This is a genomic window from Massilia oculi (assembly GCF_003143515.1).
Taxonomy (GTDB): Bacteria; Pseudomonadota; Gammaproteobacteria; order Burkholderiales; family Burkholderiaceae_D; genus Telluria; species Telluria oculi.
In genome coordinates this window covers 5,314,352-5,340,848 of record NZ_CP029343.1, presented here as the reverse complement: position 1 = coordinate 5,340,848, position 26,497 = coordinate 5,314,352, and the positions used below count along the sequence as shown (strand labels likewise).

General features: G+C 66.5%; 24 protein-coding genes. 3 read left to right on the top strand and 21 right to left on the bottom strand.

Annotated elements, in window-relative coordinates; genetic code table 11:
- Window positions 1-45: 45 nt before the first annotated feature.
- On the top strand, window positions 46-462 hold the full coding sequence (locus DIR46_RS23995; RefSeq protein WP_162819618.1) for an energy transducer TonB: 417 nt from the start codon (window positions 46-48) through the stop codon (window positions 460-462).
- Window positions 463-595: 133 nt separating this feature from the next.
- Here DIR46_RS23995 and DIR46_RS23990 read toward each other — a convergent pair whose 3' ends face one another.
- Together DIR46_RS23990 and DIR46_RS23985 are read right to left on the bottom strand one after the other, a co-directional pair.
- Window positions 596-1,246: a 3-oxoacid CoA-transferase subunit B gene (locus DIR46_RS23990; RefSeq protein WP_109347480.1), complete on the bottom strand. Its 651-nt coding sequence runs from the start codon at window positions 1,244-1,246 to the stop codon at window positions 596-598.
- Window positions 1,247-1,270: 24 nt separating this feature from the next.
- Window positions 1,271-1,966, bottom strand: coding sequence for a CoA transferase subunit A (locus tag DIR46_RS23985; RefSeq protein ID WP_109347479.1), 696 nt, complete (start codon window positions 1,964-1,966; stop codon window positions 1,271-1,273).
- Window positions 1,967-2,175: 209 nt separating this feature from the next.
- On the opposite strand from DIR46_RS23985, the gene DIR46_RS23980 reads away from it, so the two are divergent.
- Window positions 2,176-2,736 (top strand): PAS and helix-turn-helix domain-containing protein, encoded by a 561-nt coding sequence (locus tag DIR46_RS23980; RefSeq protein WP_109347478.1) that lies wholly within the window; start codon window positions 2,176-2,178, stop codon window positions 2,734-2,736.
- Here DIR46_RS23980 and DIR46_RS23975 read toward each other — a convergent pair.
- From DIR46_RS23975 to DIR46_RS23895, 17 genes are all read right to left on the bottom strand, one after another.
- Window positions 2,733-3,056 (bottom strand): superinfection immunity protein, encoded by a 324-nt coding sequence (locus DIR46_RS23975; protein WP_109347477.1) that lies wholly within the window; start codon window positions 3,054-3,056, stop codon window positions 2,733-2,735. The two genes, DIR46_RS23980 and DIR46_RS23975, sit on opposite strands and share 4 nt — an antisense overlap.
- Window positions 3,053-4,513 carry a GNVR domain-containing protein gene (locus tag DIR46_RS23970; protein WP_109347476.1) on the bottom strand — a complete coding sequence of 487 codons (1,461 nt, stop codon included), beginning with the start codon at window positions 4,511-4,513 and terminating at the stop codon, window positions 3,053-3,055. Before DIR46_RS23970 ends, DIR46_RS23975 begins: the two co-directional genes overlap by 4 nt.
- Window positions 4,514-4,759: 246 nt before the next feature.
- Window positions 4,760-6,298, bottom strand: coding sequence for an oligosaccharide flippase family protein (locus tag DIR46_RS23965; RefSeq protein WP_109347475.1), 1,539 nt, complete (start codon window positions 6,296-6,298; stop codon window positions 4,760-4,762).
- Window positions 6,264-7,409, bottom strand: coding sequence for a glycosyltransferase (locus DIR46_RS23960; protein WP_162819617.1), 1,146 nt, complete (start codon window positions 7,407-7,409; stop codon window positions 6,264-6,266). Before DIR46_RS23960 ends, DIR46_RS23965 begins: the two co-directional genes overlap by 35 nt.
- Complete coding sequence (locus DIR46_RS23955) at window positions 7,393-8,508, bottom strand: glycosyltransferase family 4 protein (RefSeq protein WP_109347473.1); 1,116 nt, start codon at window positions 8,506-8,508, stop codon at window positions 7,393-7,395. The genes DIR46_RS23960 and DIR46_RS23955 overlap by 17 nt, the downstream gene beginning before the upstream one ends.
- Window positions 8,505-10,055 carry an O-antigen ligase family protein gene (locus DIR46_RS23950; protein WP_109347472.1) on the bottom strand — a complete coding sequence of 517 codons (1,551 nt, stop codon included), beginning with the start codon at window positions 10,053-10,055 and terminating at the stop codon, window positions 8,505-8,507. The genes DIR46_RS23955 and DIR46_RS23950 overlap by 4 nt, the downstream gene beginning before the upstream one ends.
- Window positions 10,056-10,090: 35 nt before the next feature.
- A complete protein-coding gene (locus DIR46_RS23945; protein WP_162819616.1) occupies window positions 10,091-11,854 on the bottom strand; it encodes a glucosamine inositolphosphorylceramide transferase family protein in 1,764 nt (587 codons plus the stop codon).
- Window positions 11,833-12,729 (bottom strand): hypothetical protein, encoded by an 897-nt coding sequence (locus tag DIR46_RS23940; protein WP_109347470.1) that lies wholly within the window; start codon window positions 12,727-12,729, stop codon window positions 11,833-11,835. The genes DIR46_RS23945 and DIR46_RS23940 overlap by 22 nt, the downstream gene beginning before the upstream one ends.
- Window positions 12,729-13,910, bottom strand: coding sequence for a Gfo/Idh/MocA family protein (locus DIR46_RS23935; RefSeq protein WP_109347469.1), 1,182 nt, complete (start codon window positions 13,908-13,910; stop codon window positions 12,729-12,731). Before DIR46_RS23935 ends, DIR46_RS23940 begins: the two co-directional genes overlap by 1 nt.
- Window positions 13,897-14,934 (bottom strand): DUF354 domain-containing protein, encoded by a 1,038-nt coding sequence (locus DIR46_RS23930; protein ID WP_109347468.1) that lies wholly within the window; start codon window positions 14,932-14,934, stop codon window positions 13,897-13,899. The genes DIR46_RS23935 and DIR46_RS23930 overlap by 14 nt, the downstream gene beginning before the upstream one ends.
- A 27-nt stretch (window positions 14,935-14,961) precedes the next feature.
- Entirely contained in the window at window positions 14,962-16,104 is a 1,143-nt protein-coding gene (locus DIR46_RS23925) for a glycosyltransferase family 4 protein (protein ID WP_162819615.1), read from the bottom strand.
- A gap of 33 nt (window positions 16,105-16,137) precedes the next feature.
- Complete coding sequence (locus DIR46_RS23920; RefSeq protein WP_109347466.1) at window positions 16,138-16,362, bottom strand: hypothetical protein; 225 nt, start codon at window positions 16,360-16,362, stop codon at window positions 16,138-16,140.
- Window positions 16,350-17,402: a GNAT family N-acetyltransferase gene (locus DIR46_RS23915; protein ID WP_109347465.1), complete on the bottom strand. Its 1,053-nt coding sequence runs from the start codon at window positions 17,400-17,402 to the stop codon at window positions 16,350-16,352. The genes DIR46_RS23920 and DIR46_RS23915 overlap by 13 nt, the downstream gene beginning before the upstream one ends.
- A 107-nt stretch (window positions 17,403-17,509) precedes the next feature.
- Complete coding sequence (locus tag DIR46_RS23910; RefSeq protein ID WP_109347464.1) at window positions 17,510-18,742, bottom strand: GNAT family N-acetyltransferase; 1,233 nt, start codon at window positions 18,740-18,742, stop codon at window positions 17,510-17,512.
- 384 nt (window positions 18,743-19,126) lie between these two features.
- A complete protein-coding gene (locus tag DIR46_RS26825) occupies window positions 19,127-20,026 on the bottom strand; it encodes a hypothetical protein (RefSeq protein ID WP_162819614.1) in 900 nt (299 codons plus the stop codon).
- A 910-nt stretch (window positions 20,027-20,936) separates the two neighbouring features.
- The gene (locus tag DIR46_RS23900) at window positions 20,937-21,356 is read right to left on the bottom strand and encodes an acyl-CoA thioesterase (RefSeq protein ID WP_109347463.1); all 420 of its coding nucleotides are present in this window, start codon (window positions 21,354-21,356) and stop codon (window positions 20,937-20,939) included.
- Between the two features lie 24 nt (window positions 21,357-21,380).
- Window positions 21,381-22,157 (bottom strand): SDR family oxidoreductase, encoded by a 777-nt coding sequence (locus DIR46_RS23895; protein WP_109347462.1) that lies wholly within the window; start codon window positions 22,155-22,157, stop codon window positions 21,381-21,383.
- A gap of 194 nt (window positions 22,158-22,351) precedes the next feature.
- Here DIR46_RS23895 and DIR46_RS23890 point away from each other — a divergent pair, with 194 nt between their 5' ends.
- On the top strand, window positions 22,352-24,028 hold the full coding sequence (locus tag DIR46_RS23890; RefSeq protein ID WP_205289035.1) for an electron transfer flavoprotein-ubiquinone oxidoreductase: 1,677 nt from the start codon (window positions 22,352-22,354) through the stop codon (window positions 24,026-24,028).
- Window positions 24,029-24,445: 417 nt separating this feature from the next.
- Here the strand turns inward: DIR46_RS23890 and DIR46_RS23880 are convergent, their stop codons facing one another.
- Both DIR46_RS23880 and DIR46_RS23875 read right to left on the bottom strand, forming a co-directional pair.
- Window positions 24,446-25,225, bottom strand: a complete 780-nt coding sequence (locus DIR46_RS23880) for a transporter substrate-binding domain-containing protein (protein WP_229446389.1) — start codon at window positions 25,223-25,225, stop codon at window positions 24,446-24,448.
- A gap of 94 nt (window positions 25,226-25,319) precedes the next feature.
- The gene (locus tag DIR46_RS23875) at window positions 25,320-26,432 is read right to left on the bottom strand and encodes a Gfo/Idh/MocA family protein (protein ID WP_109347460.1); all 1,113 of its coding nucleotides are present in this window, start codon (window positions 26,430-26,432) and stop codon (window positions 25,320-25,322) included.
- Window positions 26,433-26,497: the final 65 nt, after the last annotated feature.

The window sequence follows — 26,497 nt, the reverse complement described above, 5'->3', positions numbered from 1 at the left end:
GCCGCCACCAGACATCCGATCGGGGCGGCCAACGAAGGAGAAGGAATGTCACGCAACAAACCGCTGTTTCGCACCCTCACCCATCCGCGCAGGAAAGCCGCGCTGACGGCATTCGGACTGGCCCTGCTTGCCGGCTGCACCCAGACGGCGCCGGTCAATCCCTTCGCCGCGATGCCGGACAGTGTCACCACCGAGCCGGTCGTGAACTTCAAGTCTTGCCGCAAGCCGGAATATCCGCCGCAGGCGCTGGCCGCCAAGGTCGAAGGGACGGTCACCCTCGCCTTCCTGGTGAGGGCCGACGGCACGGTGCGCGAAGCGGTGGTGCGCAAGACCAGCGGCAACGCCTCGCTGGACGAAGCGGCCCGCGCGGCGCTCGCCAGATGCCGGTTCCAGCCGGGCACGGTGAACGGAGCGCCGAAGGAACAATGGACCGATCTGAAATACGCCTGGGTACCGGAATGATGCGGGCCGGCGCAGCGCAGGCGGCCGCGAACCACGCCTCTTGCAGCAAGATGGAGCAGTCGTCATCCGGCACGCCGGAATGACAAAAGGGCGCTGGTCACCCGCGCCCTTTTGTCGTTTTGAACCGCGCCGACTACAGCGCCGACGTGTCGAGTTCGCAGCCGGTCGCGGCCACGATCTCGTCACGGCTCACGCCGGGGGCCAGTTCGACCACCTTGAGGCCGGTATCGGTCACGTCGATCACGCCGAGGTCGGTGATGATGCGGTCGACCACGCCGACGCCGGTCAGCGGCAGGTCGCATTTCTTGAGGATCTTGTGGCTGGTGCTGCCATCCTTGGCGGTGGCGACGTGTTCCATCACGACCACCACGCGCTTGACGCCGGCGACCAGGTCCATCGCGCCGCCCATGCCCTTCACCATCTTGCCTGGGATCATCCAGTTGGCCAGGTCGCCATGTTCCGACACCTGCATCGCGCCCAGGATCGCCAGGTTGATCTTGCCGCCGCGAATCATGCCGAAGGAATCGGCCGAGCTGAAGTATGCCGAGCCGGGCAGCGCCGTCACGGTCTGCTTGCCGGCGTTGATCAGGTCGGCGTCGACCTGGTCTTCGGTGGGGAACGGTCCGATGCCCAGCAGGCCGTTCTCGGACTGCAGGAACACCTCGATATCCTGGGGTACATAGTTGGCGACCAGGGTCGGCAAGCCGATGCCCAGGTTCACATAGAAGCCGTCCTGCAGCTCCCGGGCCGCGCGCGCGGCCATTTCATCACGAGTCCATGCCATGTTCTTGTCTCCGAATGTGGGTGATCAAGCGCGTACGGTGCGCTGTTCGATGCGTTTCTCGGGCGTCGGATTGTGGACGATGCGATGCACGAAGATGCTGGCCAGGTGCACCTGGTCCGGATCGATCTCGCCGATCTCGACCAGCTGTTCGACTTCCACGATGCAGACCTTGCCGGCCATGGCCACATTCGGATTGAAGTTACGGGCGGTCTTGCGGAACACCAGGTTGCCGGCGCGGTCGGCCATATGGGCCTTGACCAGCGACACGTCAGGGAACAGCGCGTGCTCCATCACGTAGTGCTCGCCGTTGAACTCACGGGTCTCTTTCCCTTCAGCAACGATGGTGCCGTAGCCGGTCTTGGTGTAAAAGGCCGGGATGCCGGCGCCGCCGGCGCGCAGCTTCTCGGCCAGGGTGCCCTGCGGGGTGAACTCGAGTTCGAGCTCGCCGGCCAGGAACTGGCGCGCGAATTCCTTGTTCTCGCCCACGTAGGACGAGATCATCTTCTTGATCTGACGCGTTTCCAGCAGCTGGCCAAGGCCGAAACCGTCCACGCCGGCGTTGTTGGAAATGGCGGTGAGATTCTTGACGCCCGAATCGCGCAGCGCCGCGATCAGGGCTTCCGGAATGCCGCACAGGCCGAAGCCGCCCACGGCGATGGTCTGGCCGTCCTGAACGATGCCGGCCAGGGCGGCGCGCGCGTCTGGATAAACTTTATTCATACCCGTCCCTTTTATAGTTGTGAACCAATCCCGGCAGGCGAGAGTCGTGCCTGCGGCGCCTACCGGAACAGGTTCTAAGCCAAATCTCTTCTGTACTACTGAGTAGACACTCAGCATAGAATACGTGACAACGAAGCACAATACCGTAGAACTACGGCAATCCTCCACACATACCACCGCGAATGAGCACAGCTGTCGATCTGCATCAGATGAATCCTACTTGCGTCATCGATTACGAGATGATCTTCCAGCACGCGCCGGTGGGCATGTGCGTCTCGGTCGACCGGGTGATCCAGACCTGCAACGGCGCGCTGGCGGCGATGTTCGGCTATGCCGACGGCAAGCTCGACGGACAATCGTTCAGCGTCCTGTACCCGACCATGGACGAGTTCCTGCGCACGGGCGACCGCATCATCCCCATCATGAACGCCAAGGGACGCTATTCGGACGAGCGCATCATGCGCCGCGCCAGCGGCGAGCTGTTCTGGTGCCACGTGACCGGGCGCGCGCTGGATCCCTCCCAGCCGCTGGGCGCCGGGGTCTGGACCTTCGAGGACGTCAGCGAAAAACGCCCGGTGACGGCGCAACTGACCCCACGCGAGCGCGAGATCGCGGCCCTGCTGGTGGAAGGAAAGACGAGCAAGATGATCGCACGCGATACGGCCTTGAGTCCGCGCACGGTGGAAATGCACCGGGCCAGCCTGATGCGCAAATTCGCGGCATCGACTTCGTCGGAGCTGGTGCACAAGCTGGTGGGTGTGCGCGGCTAGCAGTCCCGACCGCGCTTGGTAAATACGACGGTGCCGTCACCGGTGGCCATGGAGGGCTGACGACCGGCATGCGCGTGCGTGGGGTTGGTCCGCCGCGTCAGCACGAAGACCATGGCCGCGATCCAGCCCACCCCGGTCCAGCCCAGCAGCGCGCACCACAGGAAGACCCGGTCGGCACGGGGATAGTCGCGCTTCATGGCGATCACACCTGGCAGCAGCAACAGATAGACCGTGGTCCCCAGCAGCACGAGGGCGATGCGCAGCAGGCATAGCGCGCAGGCGGCCAGCAGGACGACCCCGATGCGCGCGATCCGCTTCATGCCTCCCCCCGAATCGGCTGGCGCAGCCGTTCACGCAAGGTCAGGACGAAGGCCCCGGCGATGCCGAAGAACAGGCCGAGCACGACGGACAGTGCGACGATCACCTTGCGCGAACCGGCCGGCTTGACTGGCACGATCGCCTCGTCGACGATCCTGACGTTGCTGGAGCGGTCTCCGGCATCGACGTCGAGTTCCTCGGTTCTGCGCAGCACCGAGTTATACAGCTCGGTCTCGGCCTTCAGGTCGCGCGCGAGCCGCTCGAGCTCGGTCGCCACGGCGGGCAGGCGCCCGGCCTCGGCCTGGAGGCCGGCAATTTCCTGGCGCACCCCGTCGAGCTGCCGGTCCAGCGCCAGCAGCTCCGGATGCCGGTCGCCGAAGCGCACGCCCAGCTCGGCGCGCCTGCGCTGCAGCTGGGCCAGTTGCTCGCGGGTCGCTGACAGCCGGCCGAGCGCCAGCCGCGTATCCTCGACAACGTCGGCGGCGCCGTGCTGGCGGCGGTAGGATTCGTAGCGCTCCTCGGCGGCGGCGACGCGCTGGCGCAGGGCGGGAAGGCGCGCGCGCAGCACGTCCATCGAACCGGTCGACTCGCTCGCTTTCTCGCTGCGCACATGCTCCATATAGACATTGCCGATCTCGTTGAGGATGGCCGTGAGCCGGCGCGGCTCGGCGCCCTCGAGCCTCACGCTGAGCACGCCGGTGTCCTTGCCGAGCTCGGCGATGTCCAGCGCGGCGCCGATCTCGTCGATCACGGCCGGGACCGAGCGCCGCGCGACCAGGTAGGCGGCGCCGGGCGCGCCCTCCAGCGCATCGATCGTCAGGCGCACGCTGCCGCCGTCCCGCGCCGCCGCCAGCGGCGTGCCGACCCGGCCGACGACGGCGCGGCTTCCGTCCCCGACGCTCAGGCTGTAGCGCTCCCGGTCGAGGCGCGTAACCTGGAGCGGCTGGTCGAGGAGGTCCGGGGGCACCGCCAGCTCGCTCACCCGGATGCGCTCGCCGCCCCAGGCGTAGCCGCCATAGGGCGCGGGCGCCAGGCCGTGGCGCGCATTCCAGCGCGCCAGCGCCGTGCCGATCGCCGGGAAGTAGCGCGGCTCGGCCACCACGTCCAGCCGCAGGCGCGTCGCGGCCGTCCCGATGACCGCGCGCGAGCGCAGCAGTTCGGCTTCGGCCATGGCGCGCCGGTAGGCCGCGGCCGGCGTGGCATGGCCGAGCAGCGTGCGCGGCTCGTACGAGCGCATGTCGGTCACGTGGATCAGCAGGTTGGCCGTATAGGACGGTGGCCGCGCCAGGGCGTAGAGGGTGCCCAGCGCCGTCACCGACACCGTCACCAGAAGGATGAACAGCCGGTGGCGCACCATGACCCCGACATGTTCCGCCAGCCTGAAGGGCACCAGCGCAGGACCGGGATCGAACCTGTCCAATGGCGTTGCTTCCGGTGTCAGGATCTCGTTCTTGCCCATGCTGTTCCCTCGGTTGGACCGGCACAGCGCACTGCTGCGCGGCTGTTCAAGAGCCTATCCCCATCAGCTCTCCATGACGTGACGCGTGAAGGCAAGCGTGCTACCACCACCCTAGCGCCATAAACCCATTACTTGCTGAGTTAGATCAAAGCGATCGGCAACTCAGCAAGCAGTATTCGTGCTTCAAGCGCCCCCAGCCGGCGCTGAAGCGGGTTCCAGCTACTAGCTGCTCCAGGAATCGCCGCTTCAGGCCGATGGCGGCCGCACCGCGACCGGCGCCACGCCGGCAACGGCGAACGGCGCGCTCAGGCGGCGCAGCTCTCCCAGGCCGCCACCCGCGGCAAACAGCACCAGCGTCGCGGCGGCGTACACGCCCAGCTTGCCCCCGAGGGAGCGCCACGGATCGGCGCCGAACGCCGGCGCCCACCATGCGGCAGCCAGGATTCCCGCCACGCAGGCGCCCAGCACCAGCCCCGCCAGCCGCAGCGGGAACATCGCGCGCCATGGCCGCTCCAGCACCTTCCCGACGGCGCGCGCATTCGCGAGTTCGCATAGCAGGAAGGCGGCCACGCTGCCGAGCGCCGCCCCGGCCAGGCCGAACCGGTGCACGCCGGCCAGGCTCAGGGTGACGGACAGCGCCAGCCCGGCAAGATTGATTCGGAGCGCCAGCCGGCCCATGTCGAGCGCCGGCATCGCGAAGCCGACCGCCACCGACTGCAGCACGACCAGCAGCAAGTACAGGCGCATCACCGGGACCGCCGCCAGGTAGCGTTCGGTGTACACCAGCGCCACGATCTCGGGCGCCAGCAGGATCAGCGCACAGGCCAGCGGCGCCAGCAGCAGCGTCGCCGCCCCGTTCCCCTTGAGCAGCAGCGCATGGACTTCGGCGCGGGCGCCAGCGGCGAAGGCACGGTTCAGGTGCGGGAGCATGGCGCTGTTGATCGGCTGGCGGATCAGCGTGGCGACCGGCAGCACCACGGCGCCGATGGTGAACGCGGCGAAGACCTGCGGCGGCATCGCCGAGGCGGCGATCCAGCCGTCGGCCTGGGCCCGCATGGCGAACAGGCTGCCGCCCGCGGCGAACGGCAGTGCATAGCGCAATTGCGCCAGCAGGCTCGCCGGCTCGCAACGCAGGCGCGCCCCGCCTGGCCGCGTCAGGAGGTAGGCCGCCAGCACCGCCAGGCGCAGCGTGGCATCGAGCACCAGCGCCGCCACCACCCAGGCGATGTCGTGCGACAGCACTGCGGCCGTGGCCACCAGCGCGGTGCGCAGCAGGGCCAGCGCCAGCTCGGTACTGCAGTGCCACAGGATGCGCCCCTCGGCGATCGCCAGCGTGGTCACGATCGTCAGCAGCACCGACAGGCCGAGGTACAGCGCCGACAGGCCGTGCGTGGCCCGGTGCAGCGCGCCGAGCAGCTCGCCCGCGAGCGGACTGACCGGACTGACAAGGAAGGCCACGACCAGGCCCATGCAGGCCAGCCAGGCGGCGGCGTTGCCGATCACCGTCAGTTGCCGGCCGCCGGCGCGCGGGAGGAAGTAGTACAGCGCCTGCGGCATGAAGGCCGGCGCCAGCGCCAGCGCCGTGCCCAGCATCAAGGTCAGGTAGCGGTACTGGCCGAAGCCATCAGGGTCGAGCTGGCGCACCAGGATTACCGGCAGCAGGAACTGCAAGGCGAACTCGACCATGCCGCCGGCGGTCAGGAACGCCGCCGACCGGCTCACTCCCATGGCTGGACCGGCGCGTCCCATGTCAGTGGCGCGCCAGGTCGATGAGTTCGCGCGCATAGGCGTCCACCATCCGCGTCAGCGAGAATTCGCGGATCACCTTGCGCAGGCTGGCGGCGCCGAACGCGTTGCGGCAGCCGGGATCGGCCATGCGCAGGATGCGGTCGGACAGCGCGGCCACGTCGGCCTTCGGATACAGATAGCCATTGCCCGAATGCTCGACCTGCTCCGACGCGCCGCCCACGTCGGCCATGATCAGGGGCTTGCCCAGGGCCATCGCCTCGAGCGCCGCGATCGAAAACGTCTCGTTGTGCGAGGGCACCACGATCACGTCGCACGAGGCGATGGCCAGCCGCACGTCGGCCAGCACGCCCGTGATCGCGACATCTCCGGTCAGGCACAGGCGCTCGATGGTGGACTCGATCGCCGGCCGCATCGGCCCGTCGCCGATCATCAGGCACTTTGCGCAGGTGCCGGCAGCGTGCGCCATGTGGAGCGCGCGCAATAGGTCCTGGTGCCCTTTCTCCTGGCGCAGGATCCCGCAGATCCCGACCACGTAGTCGTGGTCCGCGAAGCCGTTCAGGCGGCGGAAGGCGCAGATCTGCGCCGGTCCGAAGTCGTTCCTGAAGCGGCCGAGGTCCACGCCGTTGTGCACTACCTGGGAACTGCGCGCCCGCACCCGCTGGGTTTCCCAGTACGAGCGCTGGTTCTTGCAGACGAAGACCAGCAGGTCCGACATCCACATCAGGGGCCGGTACAGAACCATCTGCAGCCAGGCGCGCCGCGTGAACGGCTCGGTCGAATGCAGGATCTCGACCACACGCAGGCGTTTGCGCGACAGCAGCCGCACCGCCCATGCATAGATCAGCGGATACGGGTTGGCGCAGACGATAATGTCGACCTGGCGCTCTGCCGCATAGTCCGCCAGCCGGCGCACCGCTCCCAGGTCGAGCTTGTTGCGGGCGTTCAGGCAAAACGCCGACACCCGGCAATGCTCGTCGTCGAAGGCGCCGGGGATCTCGGCCTCGTCCTTCAGGTAGACCAGCGACACCGAGAAGCGGCGCTGGTCGAGCGCCTGCGCCAGCGTCACCGCATGGGTCTCGGCCCCGCCGACGCTGGCCGACACGACCAGGAACATCACCTGCAGCGGCCGTTCAGTTGCTTGTTCCATGGCAGACCTCCTCGAGTCCATCCAGATAGGGGCCGAGCACGTCCTGCTCGGCATAATGCCGCTCCATGTAGGCGCGGCAGCGCGCGCTGCGCGCGTGCCAGTCGGCGCCGCCCGCGGCCAGCGCGGCGACCTGCGCCGCCATGTCGTCGAGCGTGGTTGCCGCATGGCCGAGTCCTTCGCGGGCAATCACGCCGTCGGGGTCGAAGAAGGCGACCGTGGGCGTGCCGTGGATCCACGCCTGCAGGTAGGAGTTGGGGAAACCTTCGCTGTCCGAGGTATTGACGAACACGCGCGCCGCCGCGTAGCGCCCGGCCATCCTGTGGTACGGCACGCGGCCGCTGAAGGACAGGTTCGGCAGCTGTGCGGCCTGCGCCGCGATGCCGGCGTACAGTTCGGCGGCGCCGGGCTGCTCTCCCCCGATCATGCAGAAACGCAGCCGCGGCAGGCGGCGCGCGAGCTCGAGCAGCAGGTCGGGACGCTTGAACTGGCGCAGGTTGTTCACCCACAGCACGTCGATATCGCGTTCCACCGGCTGCGCCGCCGGCTGCACCAGCATGCGCGCGACGGTGCTGTGGCGCCGATAGTTCTGCAGCATGGCGGCGCGCTGGCGCTGCGTCTGGACCAGCACGAGGTGCGCCCGCCGCAAACCGTATTCGTACAGCTTGCGGTCGCGCCGGTACTTGATCAGGAGCGCATCCGGCTCACAGTCGCTGTCGTGCGCGACCCGGAACACCAGCTTGCGACCGTGGAGACGGCAGAACAGCGCCACCAGCCCCAGCTGCATGCCGGCGCAGCTCAGGTAGTACACGTCGGCATCGGCGCGCCGCAGCGCGCGCCAGGTCTTGATCCAGCGTGGATACACGAAGCGCAGCACCGGCAGTCCGGCCGCCTGGCGGAACGCGCGGTGGGTGACGATGCCCGACCAGCTGCGGCGGTCGGCCTGGCCGTAGTCGAACACGACCATGCTGACCTCGATGCCGCGCCGCACCAGTGCGCCGGCCAGCAGCGTCTGCTGGACCTGCTCGCCGCCAATCCCGTGCATATTGAATTCTTCGGCCAGCACCGGCAGGTTGTCCATGCCGACGAAACAGACTTTCATGAGGCCTCCCCCGCTGCGGGCCGGCCCCGCGCCGTGGCGCCCGCCGCCTGCGCGGACGGCGCACGGGCCAGGGTCCCGACCGCCGCGCCGTAGCACAGCCAGAAATACACATGCGTGAACGCCGGCATGAAGCTGTCGTCGGTCAGGCCCTGGACCAGCAGCAGCAGGATGCAGGCCGCGCCGCCACCGAAGAACCCGGCCAGCGCCCCCTGGGCGAGTCGGGCGGCCTGGCGCGCCGCGCGCCGCAGCAGCCGCCAGGCATGGGCGAAGAACAGCGCGGTCAGCACGCTGCCGACGATGCCGACGTCGAGCAGCGAGGCCAGGTAGGCGCTGTGCGGGTGGCTCACCGGCAAAATCGTGCGCGCCTGCGCCGCCTGCGACCACAGGATCGATGCGTGGCCAGCGCCCAGGATCGGGTGGTCGAGTATTTCTGGAATGAGCGGCAGCCAGATGGCGTCGATCCGGCCCGAGCTGAGAAAGTCGAGGTCGCCGCCGCCGACGCCGTGCAAGGCGCGCTGCGCCAGCGAATCGGACGACAGCGCCACGACCAGCGCCAATGCGACCAGTCCCCACAGCAGCCAGCTGCGGCCGCGCGCGGTCGCCAGCGCATACAGGATCACCACCGCCAGCCCGAGGAAGGCGCCGCGCGAGAATGTCATCAGGATGCCCGCCATCAGCACCAGGCAGGCCAGCGCCAGCGCGATCCGGGCCACGGCGCGCCTGGACGTCCCGAGGGCGCAGATCGCGAGCGCGAGCGCCATGTTCAGCAGCAGGCCGAGCTCGTTCGCATGCAGGCCCAGCACCGACAGGGAGCGCCGCGATTCCTGCTGCGCCAGGTCGGCGCCGGCGCTGGCGCCGAGCAGCGCGAACACACAGACCAGCGCCGCCAGCAGCACCGCCGACGACAGCACCGGCAGCAGGATCCAGCGCGGATCGTGCACGTTCGCCGCCAGCAGGCCCGCGATCGCACAGCCGGCGATGATCAGCGCGGGGGCGAACAGGCTCACCCTGAGGTAGCCCAGCGGCGTCGTTTCACGCACCACCTCGAGCACCCTGAAATACTCCGGGATGGCGCTTGCCGACCCGGCCCCGTTGAGGGCGGCGAACACGAACACGGCGACATAGGCCAGGAAGGCCGGCCGCCAGCGGGGATAACGGATGCGCCAGGGGTCGAGCGCATGGCCGCAGGCGACCGACACCAGGGCGAGCAGCATCACCAGGCCGACGATGCGCTGGCCGGACACGCCGGCCACGCCTTCGGACAGGAACCAGGTCGGCACATAGGGCAGCAGGAAGGCCGCCGCCACGGCCAGGACCCGGAAATCGCGCATGCCGAGCAGCGCCAGCACGCCGGCGCCGAAGACGGCGGCGGCGCGCACGCCGCCGAGCAGCCCGCACGCCATGCCGACCGCCAGCGCCGCCCCCAGGCAGGCCAGGTACACCAGCACCGACTCGGCCGGACGGGCCGCGGCGGGCGGACACGCAACGGCTGCCGGGATCGATGGCGACGGTGGCGGCGACAGCGGTGGCAGGATCGGATCGCTCATGGGGGTTCTCGTCGGGTCGTCGCCGGGTCGGCCCTTCAGGGAGCGAAGCAATGGGTCTTGAAATCGACCACGGTCACGTTGCCGTCCGACGAGATATGGTGACTGCCGAGCGAGCGCTGCAGGTAATCGTGGCGGATGTCGGTGACCTTGCGCTCGGAATACCTGGTCTCGTCGAGCTCGACGATCTCGTACAGGGCCAGGCCTTCGCCGTACTGGTCGAACCCCTGGCGCTGGGCGGCGCGGTAGATGCGTCCCTCGTCCACGATCAGGCCGGCATTGCGCCCCATGTCGGTATCGATGTAGAGCGGGTTCATGGGGTGCGGCGTCCAAGCTCCGCCGAGCGGATCGGGCGCATGGAACAGGCACAGCTCGGAACAGTGGTCGTTCAGGCCCGAGCGGTCGATGCTGGTGAGGAGCCACCAGCGTCCGCGGTGTTCGAAGAACATCGAGTCGGCGGCCGAGATGCCGTCGACGGCGACCGAATCGAGCGACCAGCGCAGCGGGAACTCGTCGCATTTGTAGATGCGGATCTGGTTGCTCTCGGAGGTCTCGGGGCACATATAGAGATGCCCCCCGTATTCGAACAGGAAGGGAAACGACAGGTGGAAACCCTCCTGCAGCGCCACGCCGAGGCACTTGACGTCGGCCTTGGTAATCTCGAGCACCGAGATATGCGCGCGATTGGTGGCATACACATAGTCTTCGACGAAGCAGTACACCCTTCCGGCATGGACGCGCAGGAAGGGATCGGCCCAGAAATGCCCGTCCGGCGCCGCCACCGGCACGCCGCGCCACAGAGCGGCGTTGCGCCATCCCGAGCGGGTCACCGACAGCGTCCATTTGTGACGGATGCCGAGCATGCGCCGCGCGCCGCGCATGCCGAGGCGCGCGGCCAGCTTGAGCGTGTACAGCAGCGCATGCAGGCTGTCCGGCTGCGCCGGGCAGCATCCCGAGTAGGGAACCGGGTCGCGCGCGGCCGGCAGCGCGCCCGTCGCGGCCACGTCGCCCAGCAGCCTGCGCAGCTGGGCATGCGCCTTGCAGAACAGGTGCGCCTGGTTGAGCAGGAAGGCATACTTGGTGCGGAACGCTCCCTCGACCAGGACCTGGCCCGCCTCCCCTGCCCGTCCCAGCCGGACGATGGCGAATCCGGTCTTGCGCGCGCGGTGGTAGGTTTCCCAGAAGCCGATGGGCGCGCTGCCGGCGATCTGGTCGCGCCGGTAGTCGATGCCGATCGCGCCGAGGCGCGCCACGCGGCCCAGACGCTCGTCGCACGCGACGCCATCGCAGCACACCAGCAGGTCCAGTTCCAGGCCGGCCAGCTCGGCATACGAGATCGCCGGGAGCGCCGGCCCGGGCGCCGCATCCGCAAGCACATCGGACGCCGCAGCGGGCGCCGCGGCGGACGCCAGGCCGGGCAGCGCCACGCTGCGCACCGGCACCCGGCGCGCAGCGGCAAGGGCGGCCACGTCGACCACGTCCAGGTGCATGCGGTGCGCCTCGTAGTGGCGCAGCAACTGTCGCTCGATGGCCATCACGCCGGCAAACAGCAGCGGTATCCGCGGCGCAATTCGCGGCGCAGTGTGCGGCGCAGTGTGCGGCGCAGTCCGCCCCTGGGCCGCCGGGTGGCGCTTGCGCCCGGCCCGGCCAGGCGCCGCTCCGTCAGACACCAGCACCAGCGCCAGCTCGAGGTCGCGGCTCTCCACCAGCCAGTCGCACAGGGCCGCCGCATAGGCGTCGCTCGCGCGCGTCTCGAGCAACAGGCCGACGCGCAGCCGCTTCACTGCACCCGCACGCTGCATGGCTCGCCCCTTCCCAGCGCCGTATAGTGGTCGATCAGGTATTTGGTATGGCGCACCTTGCCCAGGCTGGAGGCGCCGAACACGATCGATTCGATGCGCGGCTGGCCACAGACGTACTCGATCGCTTCCTCGGCCGGGATCGCGCCGGACGCGAACACCGACATCGCCACCGCGCGGAACTTGCGCGTAGCGACGGTTTCCTCGTAGGCCGGCAAGCCGCCGCACATGCGAAAGCCGATCTTGTTGACGTTGGCGCAGACGATCGGGTTGTCGATGCCCACGGCGTCGAGTGCCTCGAGCAGCCGCGGCAGGTTCATGGTGATGAAGCCGGGCTCAGCCCCGTAGCGCTCGCGCACATGGTCGTGGAAGGTAAGCAGCGCGTCATGGAAGCCGAGGCCCAGCGCCAGGTCGGTGACCACGTTCTGCAGGAAGATCACCGGTGTCGGGATCGCCGCGAACATCTTCATTTCGGCGTCGATCAGACGCCGGATCAGGGCGTCGACATCGCGCCGCGCCACGGCGATGCCGCTCATGACCGCCACCGTCAGCGGTGATTCATCCGGCAGGAACTTGCGGACCGTTTCGATGATGCCCAGCTCGGACACCGCGTTGGCATACTTGTGCGCGTAAGGCATGCAGGGATAGATTTTCAACTGGCGGTAGCGCGCCGGCTGCGCGCGGATGGCCTCGCAGATCGCGGCGACCCGCTCATGGGTGGTGCACATCAGCACCTCGATGCCCTCTTCCAGGACGCCGTCGAGCATCGCCATGACCGCCTTGTTGCTCTGGAACTGCATGCTCTGGGCGCGGGCATGCTCGTCCGACATGTGGTTGATGCCGAAAAACTGGTTGTCTCCAAATAGAATACGGTCCATCAAGGGCTCCCTTTCAATGCCTTCATGATCGTTTCGGGCGAACTCAGCACTGCGTCGCGCAGCCTTCCCCAGCGCCCCGGGACGCCGCCCGCACTCGCCAGGTCCGTCGCGGCGCCGGTGACGGTGTCGGCGCGGGCGCCGGCCGCGCTGGCGGCGTCGCGCCGGATCATGTCGGCCACGATGTCGGTGGCCAGGCCCGCGGCCAGGCCGCAGTGGCTGTCGACCCGGCGCTGCCGGATCGATTCGGCGAAATAGTCGATCTGGGCCGAATATTCCTCGCCACGCAGGTAGAACCACACCGGCCTGGTCAGGTCGGTGGTATAGCGGACGTTCCAGCCGGCCGACAGGTCGGGACGGGCCGCCACCGGCGTGCGCAGATGGATGTGCAGTTCCTGGCGGCTGGCCTCGATCTTGCCGTTGGTGCCCCACAACACGAGCGTGGTCGACATCTTGCGGTGGCTGTCGTCGCTCCAGTTGGCGGACAGTTGCGCGGTCTTGCCGTCGGCATAAGACAGGTTGGCATACACCTCGTCATCGGCCGACGCGGAAAAGACGCTGCTGAGGATCGAACCGGATACGCCGGTGGGCGGGCCGACCGTGAAATTGAGCAGGTCGATGCCGTGGCATGCGTAGTCGTACAGGCAGCCGCCGCCCTCGTTGCGGCTGCTGCGCCAGGTGGCGCCCTTCGGGCGCAGCACCACCGGGCCATAGCAGTCGACGCGCGCGTGATGCACGCGCCCGATCACGTCCACGTCGAGCAGGCGCCGGACCTCCTCGAAGGTGCCCAGGAAGCGGTTGTGGTAGCCGACCTGGGTCACCGCGCCGCGCGCGGCGGCCAGCGCCACCAGGCGCGCGCCTTCCTCGACGTCCAGGCAGAACGGCTTTTCGCAGAACACGTCGAGTCCGTGCTCGAGCGCCGCGTGCACCATCCGCGCGTGCAGCCGCGATGGCGTGGCGACCAGCACCGCATCGAGCCGCTCGCGCTCGAGCATGCGCGCATAGTCGCTGTAGGTGGCCACCCCGGTACAGCGGCCGATGATGTCCAGCAGGTAGGTCGCGGGATCGCAGACGGCGACCAGTTCCAGGTGGGGATGGGCGTTGACAAGGGCCTGGTGCGACAGGCCCATCTTGCCCAGGCCGGCGATGGCGATGCGGATGGGGGGCGTGTCAGGCGTGTGCATGGGTCACCTCGTGCTTGATCATGTCGTAGGCGGCGCGCCCCTTGGCGAGCAGGCCGGCATTGGGGGCGGCCCGCTCGCGCGAGGCCAGGTAGTCCAGGGCGTCCTGCCCGGTGAGCGCCGGCAGATGGGCGCAGGCGCCCTCGGCGATCAGGTAGCGGTCGACATCGAGCAGCGCGTCCTGGTAGACCGAGATGGTGGGCACGCCCAGCACGGCCATCTCGCGCGTCATGGTGCCCCCCGCGCCGATGAACAGGTCGCATTGGCCGGCGATGGTCTCGATGTCGATCACGCCGGACAGGGTGCGGCAAGCCCTGAATGCCGCGCCGGCGTAATGCTGGTACTGCTCGCGTGAGCGCGGCAGCACGGTGACGCTGGCCCGGTGCTGCAGTGCGCCGATGACGTCGTCCAGAAAGTTCCTCGGCCCCCGGTAATACTGGGCCGTCCAGGGCTCGGGGCGGACGAAGATGCGCGGCGGCGCCTGCGAGCGGCGCACGCGCGCCGGCGCCGCCGTCGGGGCCCTGCAGCGCTGCGCATATTCCCACAGGTAGATGCCCTCCTTCACGCCGGGATAGCGCTCCACCTTGGCCAGCGACGCACCCTGGCGCCTGAGGTTCCGGGCCGTGAGGAATTCCGGCACCATGATCCGGTCGGCGCAGGCGAAGGCCGGCACGTTGCCGGCCGCATGCTCGTTGTCGTTCAGGTAGACCGACCGGATTCCCAGCAGCCGGGCCACGACCGGCGAGTGGAAAGAGCTTTGCGACACCGCCACTTCGACCCCGCGCCGGCGCAGGAAGCGCACCAGCTGCGCGATGCGGATCGGGAAGCCAAAGGTCTTGCCGATCAGGGAGCGCCCATAGTGCACGCCCACCGTCGTGTGCGGAATGCGGTGCATGCGCAGCAGGTCCTCGGTATTGGCCAGCGGGCGGCTGGTGACGATGACCTCGTGCGACCGCTGCAAGTCGCCGATCATCGTGCGGAACATATTGATGTGCGGCGAATTGGATAGATCGAACCATATCTTCATGGATTCCCCCCGTGATGCGCGGCCCGGTCAGCCGATTTTCTCGTCGAAGCGTTCGCGCCTGCCGGGCCGGCGCGCCTCCCTGGCCGCCAGCTTCTCGTACAGGTCTTCCAGCGTGGCGATCATCCGCGTGCTGGAGAACTCCGTCCGGACCCGCTCGCGGCCGGCCGCACCCAGGCGCAGGCAGGCGGCCGGGTCGGCCAGCAGGCCGAGCACCGCGTCGGCGAGCGCCGTGGTGTCGCCGGGCGCGACCAGCACGCCCTCCACCCCATCGCGTACCGCCTCCGGGATGCCGCCGACGGCCGTGGCAACGACCGGGACGCCATGCGCCATCGCCTCGAGCAGGCTCATCGGCAAGCCTTCGGCGTGCGACGGCAGCACGAAGACGGTCGCCGCGTCGAGCAGCGCCGCGCGTTCGCCTGCGTTGACCCAGCCCGGCAAGTCGACGTTGGCCTGCAGTCCGAGGGCCGCGATGAGTGCGCGCGCCTCGTCGCGCTGCCCGTCGCCGCACAGCAGCAGCCGCGCCTGCGGCACGGCGGCGACGATCGCGCGCATCGCGCGCAGCAGGTCGTGGCAGCCCTTGCCAGCCTCGAGATGGCCAAGGAAGAGCAAGGTCGCCGGCGCGCGCGCGGGCGCTGTCCGGGCGCCATGCGCGCCCCCATGCGCGCGCTGCGGCAGCAGCACCGGGTTGTGCAGGACGACGACGCGGTCCTGGGACGAGACGGTGCGCACCCAGGCCTGCAGTTCGCCCGAGACGACGACGACAGCCCGCGCCCGGTCGAAGGCGAAGCGCATCAGCAGGCGGGCCAGCGGGCCGCACCCGTTGCGGTAGTAGTCCGGGTAACGCCCCGCGTGCAGGTGCAGCGCGACCGGCACCCGGCAAAAATGACCCAGCAGGAAGAAGACATACTTGCGCCAGAAGCTGGCGTTGATGGCCACGTGAATGTGCAGCAGCGCGACCTCGCCCCTGGCCAGGAGGCGGAGCGTGGCCAGCAGGGCCAGCGCGAACAGGTGGACCTTGGCCCGTCCCGGCCCGGTGCGATGCGTCGGAAGGTAGACGATGTCGCGCCGCGCGAGCAGCCCCGCGGCCCGGTACACCGCGATGACCGACGCGATGCCGCCGCAGCCATCGACATGGGTACCGAGCATCACGATCTTCTTTTCACGGTTCATGGCTGTCGCTCCAGGCATGTGTGCGCCCTCGTGTCACAGGAAGTGAGACGCCAGCAGGATCGCGCCGAGCAGGGTCAGCAGCACCGTCTTGGCGCGCCGCGTCTCGCGTTCGATAACGGCATCGCGCTCGCTCGCCGCGCGTGGCGCCGCGTGTGCTGGCGCCGGCGCCTCCGCCTCGTCCCAGAGCAATGGCAGCTGTTCGGGCGGGCCGGTGCGCTCCCGTTCGGTCAGGGGCCGGCCGATATCTAGGATTTCCACGATCGCCTCCAGGACGCAATGCGCTGTTTTGCCTGGCGCCCCCGCCCGCGCACCAGGGTGCGGGCGTAGGTCGGCAGGCTCGCCATGACCGAAGCCAGCGAGCGATACACGACGATGCGGTCGAAGTCGCGCTGCTGCCCGCGCAGCCGGCGCTTGTAGTCGTAGCGGCCGGAGAGCAGGTGATACTCGCGCATGCCGCGCCGGATCGACTCGCAGATGCTCAGGTAGCAGCACAGCAGGCCGAGCCGGGCCTGGTCGAACCCGGGGTCGTGCGCGATCACGTGCATATAGGCATGCCCGCCCACATGGGTGCACGCCACGCCGGCGCGGATACGTCCGCCGCTGCGGGCGAACAGGACGCATCCATACGCGCCAAGCATGCTCTCCAGCATGGCCAGCGAGTCCGCCGTGTGGCTCGGGGACTGTTTCTTGTGCGCCAGGCGCAGGCAGTTGAGGTCGACCAGGGCGGCGATATCGGCCGGGTCGATGGTATCGGGGCCGTGGAAGGAAAACGCGAGGTCTGGCGCCTGCTGCGCGACCATCCGCTGGGCGCGCCGGATCGCCGCCCGGGTATTTCGTCCGAGGCTGGCGAGATAGGCCGAGGGCGTGCCCGGCAGCGAGATCACGAGGTCTTCGGTGGCGCCGTAGCGCTGGCACGGAAACGGCAGTGGCCAGGGCGGCGTCTGCACCGCCGGGAAATGGATGAAATGGACGCCCTCGTGCCGCCCGAACAGGCAGCGCACCATCTGTTCGAGCGCGCCGCCTCCGATGGCGAACAGTTCGCTCAGCACCGTGATCGCGCCCCCTTCGCGGCGGTACAGCACGCCCGTGACGGGAACGCCGTCGCGCAACGCGACATGGCACGCCACCTCGGCGTCGGCCGGGAACGCCACGCAGCGCGCCTCGGTGCAGAACACGTTCTCGTGGCATGTCTCAAGCAGGGCGCGCAGGGACGGCGGAAAGGGTCGCCTGACGAGCACCGCGTCTTGCGGCGCCGCACCGGTTGCCAGGTCGAGTCGATTGTCGAATCGATCATTCATAGTTCCACCATGTCGTCTTGATCCAGGAACCGATGCTGGCAGGTGACAAGCGCCTGGCAGGTTGTGCGCCGGGCCGCACCGCGCCCATCTTCATGGTCCGCAGGCCGTCAGGCATCCGTGTCGCCCTCTTCGCGCCGGAAGCACGGCTTGCTGGCTCCCCCCGCCAGCAGGAAGCGCAGGCGTCGCAGGCCTTTTTTGGAGTGGCGCAGCGCGGCAACCCAATGGCCGAGGAGCCTGCTGCCCGCGCCGTCCCGCGCCTGCGCCTCGCCCATGAGAAGCCGGAGGTCGTGCAGCCGGGAGCGCGCCGCGTTGCGCAACAAGGTGCGCCAGCAGACGAGCGCCGCAGCGCGGGAACGGTAGATCGTCACGCTGCCGAGCAGCGTGCGGCGCGCCAGGAAATGCGACTTCCAGCCGTGATGCCCACCCATCATCCACAGTTCGCGGCCGCCCATCGCGATGGCATGGAAGATGGTCTGCAGGGTCACCTGGCGGCCTAGCCGGTAGGCATCGAAACGTGGATCGTGGCCGACCAGGTGCAGGAAGTGGCGCGTCCCGACCTTGAAGTAGAGGCTGGCCGCCACGATGCGCTCGTCGATCAGCATGATGCCAAGGTAGCCGTGGCTGTGCGCCAGCCTCACCATGCGGTCGATGTCGGTATTGGCGACATACGGCGCGGCATTGCGCGCTCCCATCCGCTGGTCGGTCAGGTGGACCAGTTCGCGTACATGGCGCGGGGTGATCTGGTGCGTCGACAGCACGTCGAAACGACAGGAGGGAAAGTGCGCTGCGCACTTGCGCATGCTGCGCCGCATCAGCTCCCTGGTGCTCTTGCCCAGCTGCCGCATATAGGCGTCCGCGCTGGGCGGAAGCTGGACCACGTTTTCTTCGAGCTGGGGCAGGACCTGGACGGGAAAGGCGAACGTGGACGCATCGATGCGCGTGTCGAGCGCATAGCCTTCGATGCGCCTTGCCGACGGGTAGCGGTAAAACACGTTGGCGGCGAAGTAAGCGAGGTCGCCCGCGCTCAGGGCGACCTGCTGGTTGACCATGCGGACCGTGTCGCGATCGATCCGGAACAGGATGAGCAGGACAATGTCATGCTCGTCGGCGGCAGCGAAGGTGTGGATGTCGTCGAGCCGTTCGTAGATGCCGATCCGGGTCAGTGTGCAATAGATATTGGCATAGAGGCGCTCGAGGACCGCTTCCGCAAAGTCAGGAATGGCATTTTCGTAAAAACGGCTGGAAACGTTGGTCTTTTCTGCATGCAATGCAAAAGGCAAATTTCCTTCTTTCAAGAAACTGGTTGGAATCGCATGAGCGGTGGTGTTTTCAATGCCCATTTTGTTACCGCCCTCTGCATGAAATGAATTTACATTGAAATTCTATTTTTTTGCGATCGGCGGGGCGTGATGAATATCAAACCATGCATGAGCAATAAAAATATATCGCTGACGAGCATGGTTTTACTATTCCTCATTGGATTCACAGCGACAAGATCGCCGATCCGCCCAGCCCCATGGGAGTTGGGGCGTGAGATTTTTCACGAAACAGCTTGACGAAGGCCTATCAGCCACGCACAGCTTTCTTAATTCATTGATTACAATAATTCGACATTAGCATATTCGGCGGCGGATATTATAATCAGCAAAGTGATCACTATCATGAACGACGGCCATGAAAAGCCGCCGCATTTTGATGCGGCGGCTCGTGCTCTTGCGAGGAACTTATGGTGCGATCGCAGGCGCCAGTGGCTGGCGCGGGGTGCCGCCGCCACCGATGCTGGTCGGGCTATTGTTGTCGACCACGCTCAGCGCCCTCATCAGGCGCTGGATGTCACGCACCCAGGCGGTATTGCCCTGGACCTTCTGATTCATGTCGAAGCCCCAGTCGCGCCGGAATTCGGCGCGTTTCGAGCCGTCCGGACCGTCTTCGGCGCTGATGTCGAAACCGGGCGCATAGGTGTCGTCGACGATGTAGGCGCCATAGTTCTGCAGCGTCCAGGCCAGTTGTTTGGCCGGCGTGGTTTCCAGGCCCAGCGACGTGATCGAGGTAGTGCCGGGAATTGCCAGCAAGGCGCCCATCTTCATGGCGGTGTTGCGGTTGCCGGTGGCGCTGCCGTACCAGCCGACCGCATAGCTGTCCGAGGTCGTTGCCGGCCAGCGCGAGCAGGCGCTGCGCGTCGTGCACCGGTACAGCGCTTCCTTGGCATACACATTGACCTTCAGCGCGTGGCGCGGACCGGTCGAGCTACCAGGACGCAACTCACCGAGGCGGATGCTGCCGCCGATGGCCGACAGGCCCGAGCCGCCGTGCGCTCCGGTAATGCCTGAACCGTACAGGTCGACATTGGTGAACTTGGCAAAGGATGTGGCCGGTCCTCCGGCGGTGCAGCGCGCCAGCGGCTGGGTTTGCACCAGCGTGCGGCCATCCCTCATCAGGAACACGGCCGAGCTGTTCTTGTTGGTGTTGGGAATGATGTAATTGCTGGGCATCGGCACCTGGTACATCAGGCCGCCCGTCGCGCTGCAACGATTCCGGCCGGTCCAGGCGGCATTGCTGTAGTTGATGTTGACCAGCGGCGCGGTTGGCTTGAGGATGATTTTCTCATCGTCGATGCCAGGCATTTGTGCCCAAATATTATTGCCCGGTCGCGAATTCAGGTTGGCGCGCACGAACCGCGCATCGCTACCGATGGGCATGTTCCAGATACTGTTGCTGGCAAACGGTTGCTTGAGAGGATCTCTGGCACCCACGGCAGTCACGCTTGCCAGGGACTTGTTTCCACTGGGGGCGTCGGTCGTGGTGGCAGGGGCGGCGGTCGCGGCGGCGCCATCGGCGGAGTTCGCGTCCGGCATGGCGTCGGTGGCGGGCGCATCGGCTGCGGTAGTGGCAGTGGTGTCGGGGGCATAATCGGCGGGACGAACTGGAGCTTCTACTTCAGCCAAAGAAACACTGGCCGGATCAAACGCGGCAGGATCCCCGCCACCGCCACATGCGGCAAGCACGGCAAACGCAGGGGCAAGCACCATGAGTTTGGCTTTCGGCTGGAGTCGAGTGGAATTGTTCACAGAATCTTTCCTTACACAATGATGAAATGAGGTCGTTGGAGGTTTCCAATGGCCAATGAGTTCCATCACTTCAGGAAAATATTTTCTGTTGGCTATTTCATCAACTCATATAAACAAAGAGTTTTCCCACTAAGAAATTGAACTAGGCTAAAAAATGTAGACTTGATATTGATTGATGCGCCCGAGGAAACAGAGTTTCTACGCGACATGCCATCATCACCACAGCTTATAGAAAGTTATGCACAGCGGCATTCGTCAATAAGCGACAAGGAGATATCGAACAAATATCGGATGACGCCATATCGAGCGTGGATGACATGCACGGCGGCATGTCATCGAACGGCTGAACGGAGAATGATCTGATTCGAGGTGTGGTGCACGGGTTCGGTCACACGTGCTTGCATCGGAGCGTCGCCACGATGGCGAGCGCAACAGTGGCAGATGATCGTGCGCGGTCGCGCCCGGTTTATTCAGCCGGCAGCCCGGCGCGCAGGGATTCCGGCAACGGCGCCGACTTGCCGAGCTTGAAGTCGACCCACACCACCTTGGCCACGCCGTCGGCATGCAGGTCCCCCGGTGCGCCGTCCGCTCCGACCAGGCGGATCTCGTGCGACACTTCGACGCTCGAGCGTCCCGGTGGCGCCACGAAGGTGCGTATCTCGATCTCTCCCGGATAGGTCAATTGCTTGAGGAAGTTCATCGATGCATTGACGATCACCGGTCCTTCGGCGCGCGAATCCGGCAGGCCGCCCACCTGTTCCAGCCAGGCGATGCGGGCCGACTCGATGTAACGGAAATAATTCGTGTTATTGACATGCCCCATGGCGTCCATATCGCCCCAGCGGATCGGCATGCGCATGGTGTGAACCAGCTTCTTGCTACTCATTCCCTGTCTCTGCTTCCCAAAAAATTACTGCGCCGTCATCCCGTCATCGGCCGTGATGATGGCGCCATTGATGAAATGGGCTTCTTCCGCCGCCAGCAGCAGCAGGAGCCCGTCGAGGTCTTCCGGCTTGCCCGGCCGCTTGCGCGGCAACATCTCGATCAGCTTGCGGCCTGGTTCGGTGTTGAAATAATCCTCGTTCGAATCGGTGGCGATGTAGCCGGGACAAATCGCATTGACGTTGATCCCGTATTTGCCCCACTCCACCGCCATCGCCTTGGTCATTTGCACCACGCCGGCCTTGCTCATGCAATACACGCCGATCTGCGGCAACACGCGCAGGCCGGCGACCGAGGCGATGTTGACGATGCGATGCTGCTTGCGCGGGTCGCCCTTGGCGCGCGCGATCATGCGCTTGGCCGTCTGCTGCGCCATGAAGAAGGCGCCGCGCAGATTGGTGTCCATGATATAGCCATAGTCGTCTTCGCCGACATCCAGCAGACGCTGGGTTGACGAGACGCCGGAATTATTGACCAGGATGTCGATCGGCCCCGCCTCGGTCTCGGCGTGCGCGATCGCCGCCTTGATGCTGCCGAGGTCGGTCACGTCGAGGCGCACCACGTGCGCGGCCCCGCCATCGGCCTCGATCTCGGCGCGCAATTCCTTCAAGCGCTCGACCCGGCGCGAGGCCAGCACGACCTGCGCTCCGGCCCCGGCCAGCGCCTTCGCGAAGCGCGCGCCGAGTCCGCTTGACGCGCCGGTGACCATCGCGATCTTTCCTTCGAAATTGACTTCGATTCCCACGTCCCGCTCCCCAATGCTGTCATGCCGGCCACGAACCTGGCTGATTGCGAAAGCATCATCATCCCACAAATGTCCAGTATTAGATTGCCTCATCTAATATTGCCTTTACAATGGCGCGCAAGTTGCATTGAACAGCAAAAACCCGCACACTCGTGCTATTTTCAAGATTGCCTACTAAGAGCACCCTGACAACCATGACAGAGACAAGCACCCTCATCGAACAATACGGACCGCGCGAAGCCATGGAGTACGACGTCGTGATCGTCGGCGGCGGCCCTGCCGGCCTGGCCGCGGCGATCCGGCTCAAGCAGCTGGCTGCAGAAAAAGGCCAGGAAGTATCGGTTTGCGTATTGGAGAAAGGCGGCGAACTGGGCGCCCACATCCTGTCGGGCGCGGTGATGGATCCGCGTGCGCTAAACGAACTGATTCCTGACTGGAAAGAAAAAGGCGCACCGCTGAACACGCAGGTCACGGAAGACCGTGTCATGTTCCTGACCGAAACCAAATCGTTTTCGACGCCCGTGTTCGCCATTCCGCCGGCGCTCAAGAACCACGGCAACTACATCGTCTCGCTCGCCAACGTCGTGCGCTGGCTGGGCCAGCAGGCCGAAAGCCTGGGCGTGGAAATCTTCCCGGGCTTCCCGGCCGCGGAGATCCTGTACAACGAGGACGGCTCGGTCAAGGGCGTGGCGACCGGCAATATGGGCGTCAACCGCGACGGCGAGCCGGGCGCGGACTTCCAGCTCGGCATGGAACTGCACGCCAAATACACCTTCTTCGCCGAGGGTTCGCGCGGCCACCTGGGCCGCCAGCTGATGGCGAAGTATGACCTGAACAAGGGCAAGGATCCGCAGACCTACGGCATCGGCATCAAGGAGCTGTGGGAGATCGATCCGGCCAGGCACCAGCCGGGCCTGGTGATCCACACGGCCGGCTGGCCGCTGCCGAACGATACCTATGGCGGCTCCTTCCTGTACCACCTGGAAAACAACCTGGTCGCGGTCGGCTATGTGGTGGGGCTGGGTTACCAGAACCCCTATCTGTCGCCGTACGAGGAATTCCAGCGATACAAGACCCACCCGGACATCCGCGGCTTCTTCGAAGGCGGCAAGCGCATTTCGTATGGCGCGCGCGCCATCACCGCTGGGGGTCTGCAATCCTTGCCGAAGACCGTGTTCCCGGGCGGTGTTCTCATCGGCTGCGACGCCGGCTTCCTGAACACCAGCCGCATCAAGGGCAGCCACGCGGCGCTCAAGACCGGCATGCTGGCCGCCGAAGCCGCCTTCGCGGCGCTGGGCGAAGGACGCTCGAGCGACGAGCTGAGCGCCTTCCCGGCAGCATTCGAGAAATCGTGGCTGCACGAAGAGCTGCATATCGCGCGCAACTTCAAGCCGTGGATGAGCAAGGGACTGGTCCTGGGCACGATCATGACCGGCATCGACCAGATCGTGTTCCGCGGCAAGGCGCCCTGGACCCTGCACCACCAGCACGCCGACCACGAATGCCTGAAGCCGGCTTCGCACTACAAGCCGATCGCTTATCCGAAGCCGGACGGCAAGCTGACCTTCGACAAGCTGTCGTCGGTGTTCATCTCGAACACCAACCACCGCGAGGACGAGCCGGTCCACCTGACGCTCAAGAATCCGAGCGTCCCGGTCGACGTCAACCTGGCCAGGTATGCCGGTCCGGAACAGCGTTACTGTCCGGCCGGGGTGTACGAGTTCGTCAAGCGCGAGGATGGCGGCGACCGCCTGCAGATCAATGCCCAGAACTGCGTGCATTGCAAGACCTGCGACATCAAGGATCCGACCCAGAACATCGTCTGGGTCACCCCGGAGGGCGGTGGCGGCCCCAACTATCCGAACATGTAAGGAGCGCCCATGGCGACCATCACGCTGCACCATCGATTGCATGCCGTGAAGGCCGCCTGCCTGCTGCAATGTAATGCATACGGTCAAGGGCGGAGGCCACGGCGGCTGCAGGCTCGAGCAGCAGGTGGCCATCTTCGGCGAGATGCAGTCCCTTCTGCGCCAGCAAGGGATTATGCTGGCCTACCGATGAATCTCAGACTGACTGCTGAATTTGTCTGATTCAAAGGACATGGCGATAAAGCGCCGAATTACCCCGAACTGGACGAAAAGAGATCGGCAGCGAGCCGCGCCGGTCAGCGTGCCGGCAATCAACAGAGTGCCGGTAAGCAGCAAGATCAGCACCAGGGCCGCCGGCGGACAACCGTTGGCGCGGCCCGCAAGACGGGCCGCGCCTGTTACCGTGTGCGTCGTCCGCGACTAGCGCGGGGCGCTGCTGGCGTCGACGCCGAACCACTTGAACGACAGCCGGCGCAGGGTGCCTTCGGCGCGCGCCTCGTTCAGTATCTTGTCGATCGCGGCCTTGAAGTCCGGATTACCCTTGCGAAAAGCCACGCCGATGCGCACCGGTTCGCCCACCCGTGGTCCGGCCTTGATCGGCAATTCCGAATGCTTCAGCAGGTAGCTCACCATCAGGCTGTCGTCGAGCGACGCGTCGATGCGCCCGAAGGCGAGGTCCTGCAGGTTCTCGGGCACGGCCGGGTAAGTCCTGACCTCGATCCCCTTCACCGCCCGCGCCCGCTGCTCGAACACGCTGCCCTGGCGCACGCCCAGCTTGCGCCCCTTCAAGTCGGCCAGGCTGCGGTAACTGGCGCGCTCGTTCTTGCGCACGATGAGCTGGAAGCCCGAATAGGTATAGGGGACCGAGAAGTCGTGGGACTGCTCGCGCTCGGGCGTGATGATCACCTGGCTGATGGCGGCGTCGACCTTGCCTGACGTTACGGCCGGCAGGACGGCGCTCCATTCGGTGAACACGAACTGCGGCTTGAGCTTCATCCTAGCGGCAACCAGGCGCGCCACCTCGACGTCGTAGCCGGTCAGGTGGCCGGTCTTCGGATCCTTGAAATTGAAGGGGGGTACGTGCCTTCGACGGCGATGCGCAAGACGCCGCGGGCCCTGGTCTCGCCCATCAGGTCGGCGCCGCGCGCGACCGGCAGCACGATGGCAAGCAAGGCTGCCGCCATTCCCGCGGCCATGCACCGCTGCCGCCGCCCCTTCGTTGCTACCTCAACCATCGACTCTTACCCTGCACCACGGTCAGTGGCACTTTATAACCGAAAACCAGCGTCGGTGACTAGCCGCGCAGAGCGATGCGCTTCTGTTCTCGCGCCGAGCGGTAAACAGCCTCGATGATGCGGATGTCGCGCAAGCCTTCCTCGCCCGGCACGATGGTCTCGCGGTTATCCTTCACGCATTGCGCCATATGGTCGAGCTGGCCGACCCACTGGTTCGCATACGGCCCCGCCGGCGGCGTCACCAGGGTCTTCTCGCTGCGCTCGCCGCCGACCCACATGCGCTGGCCGCTGTAGGCGGTGGCGGGTTCCAGTTCGATCCGGCCCTTGTCGCCCATCAGCACGAACTGGTTGCGGTTGGCGCTGTACATCGACATGCATGAACCGATGACGCCGGACGGGAATTCGAGCTGGAAGTCAATCATGTCTTCGACCTCGCGGAAGCGCGGATCGCTGCGGTCGGTGGTTTCCTTGGCGAACACGGCAACCGGCTCCTCGCCGGTCATGTAGCGCGCCGCCTGCAGCGCGTAGATACCGATGTCCATCAGCGAGCCGCCGCCCGATTGCGCCTTCTTCATGCGCCAGGCATTGGGATCGCGCGCGATGAACCCGTGTTCGGAGCGGAAATAGCGCAGCTTGCCGATCGCCCCGCTGCGCGCCAGGCGGATCGCCTCGACGTTGTGCGGCTCGAAGCGCGAGCGATAGCCCAGCATCAGCTTCTTGCCGGCCTTGCGGCAGGCGGCGATCATCTGCTCGCATTCCGCCACGCTGATCGCCATCGGTTTTTCGCACATCACGTGCTTGCCGGCCTGGGCGGCGCGAATCGTGTACTCGGCATGCATGAAGACGGGCAGGCAGATGTAGACGATGTCGATGTCCGGATTGTCACGGATGCCGTCGTAGTTCTGGTAATGATAGATGCCGCGTTCGGGCACGCCATATTCAGCGGCCACCTTCTTCGCCTTGGCCGGGTCGCCGCTGACCAGCGCCACCAGGCGGCTGTGCCGGCATTCCTTGAACTGGGGGATGATGCGGCCCAGTCCATAACCGCCCAGGCCGACGACCGCATAGCCCAGCTTGCGTTCGGGATTGGCCCAGGCCGGCATGCCCACCGCGCCGGCCGCCAGCACACCACCCGCAGCCATCACCAGGCCGCGCCGATTCAGGTCGATCATTCAGGTCTCCTTGCAGAATGTTTTCGTTCGAATGCCGTGCCGGTCGAGCGGCCCGGGTTACCATT

What these genes read in the sequence shown, in the direction of transcription:
- DIR46_RS23995 (WP_162819618.1), top strand. Translation starts at nt 46, where the DNA reads ATGTCACGCAACAAACCGCTGTTTCGCACCCTCACCCATCCGCGCAGG.
- DIR46_RS23990 (WP_109347480.1), bottom strand. Translation starts at nt 1,246, where the DNA reads ATGGCATGGACTCGTGATGAAATGGCCGCGCGCGCGGCCCGGGAGCTG.
- DIR46_RS23985 (WP_109347479.1), bottom strand. Translation starts at nt 1,966, where the DNA reads ATGAATAAAGTTTATCCAGACGCGCGCGCCGCCCTGGCCGGCATCGTT.
- DIR46_RS23980 (WP_109347478.1), top strand. Translation starts at nt 2,176, where the DNA reads ATGAATCCTACTTGCGTCATCGATTACGAGATGATCTTCCAGCACGCG.
- DIR46_RS23975 (WP_109347477.1), bottom strand. Translation starts at nt 3,056, where the DNA reads ATGAAGCGGATCGCGCGCATCGGGGTCGTCCTGCTGGCCGCCTGCGCG.
- DIR46_RS23970 (WP_109347476.1), bottom strand. Translation starts at nt 4,513, where the DNA reads ATGGGCAAGAACGAGATCCTGACACCGGAAGCAACGCCATTGGACAGG.
- DIR46_RS23965 (WP_109347475.1), bottom strand. Translation starts at nt 6,298, where the DNA reads ATGCGCGCGAACTCATCGACCTGGCGCGCCACTGACATGGGACGCGCC.
- DIR46_RS23960 (WP_162819617.1), bottom strand. Translation starts at nt 7,409, where the DNA reads ATGGAACAAGCAACTGAACGGCCGCTGCAGGTGATGTTCCTGGTCGTG.
- DIR46_RS23955 (WP_109347473.1), bottom strand. Translation starts at nt 8,508, where the DNA reads ATGAAAGTCTGTTTCGTCGGCATGGACAACCTGCCGGTGCTGGCCGAA.
- DIR46_RS23950 (WP_109347472.1), bottom strand. Translation starts at nt 10,055, where the DNA reads ATGAGCGATCCGATCCTGCCACCGCTGTCGCCGCCACCGTCGCCATCG.
- DIR46_RS23945 (WP_162819616.1), bottom strand. Translation starts at nt 11,854, where the DNA reads ATGCAGCGTGCGGGTGCAGTGAAGCGGCTGCGCGTCGGCCTGTTGCTC.
- DIR46_RS23940 (WP_109347470.1), bottom strand. Translation starts at nt 12,729, where the DNA reads ATGGACCGTATTCTATTTGGAGACAACCAGTTTTTCGGCATCAACCAC.
- DIR46_RS23935 (WP_109347469.1), bottom strand. Translation starts at nt 13,910, where the DNA reads ATGCACACGCCTGACACGCCCCCCATCCGCATCGCCATCGCCGGCCTG.
- DIR46_RS23930 (WP_109347468.1), bottom strand. Translation starts at nt 14,934, where the DNA reads ATGAAGATATGGTTCGATCTATCCAATTCGCCGCACATCAATATGTTC.
- DIR46_RS23925 (WP_162819615.1), bottom strand. Translation starts at nt 16,104, where the DNA reads ATGAACCGTGAAAAGAAGATCGTGATGCTCGGTACCCATGTCGATGGC.
- DIR46_RS23915 (WP_109347465.1), bottom strand. Translation starts at nt 17,402, where the DNA reads ATGAATGATCGATTCGACAATCGACTCGACCTGGCAACCGGTGCGGCG.
- DIR46_RS23910 (WP_109347464.1), bottom strand. Translation starts at nt 18,742, where the DNA reads ATGGGCATTGAAAACACCACCGCTCATGCGATTCCAACCAGTTTCTTG.
- DIR46_RS26825 (WP_162819614.1), bottom strand. Translation starts at nt 20,026, where the DNA reads ATGCCTGGCATCGACGATGAGAAAATCATCCTCAAGCCAACCGCGCCG.
- DIR46_RS23900 (WP_109347463.1), bottom strand. Translation starts at nt 21,356, where the DNA reads ATGAGTAGCAAGAAGCTGGTTCACACCATGCGCATGCCGATCCGCTGG.
- DIR46_RS23890 (WP_205289035.1), top strand. Translation starts at nt 22,352, where the DNA reads ATGACAGAGACAAGCACCCTCATCGAACAATACGGACCGCGCGAAGCC.
- DIR46_RS23875 (WP_109347460.1), bottom strand. Translation starts at nt 26,432, where the DNA reads ATGATCGACCTGAATCGGCGCGGCCTGGTGATGGCTGCGGGTGGTGTG.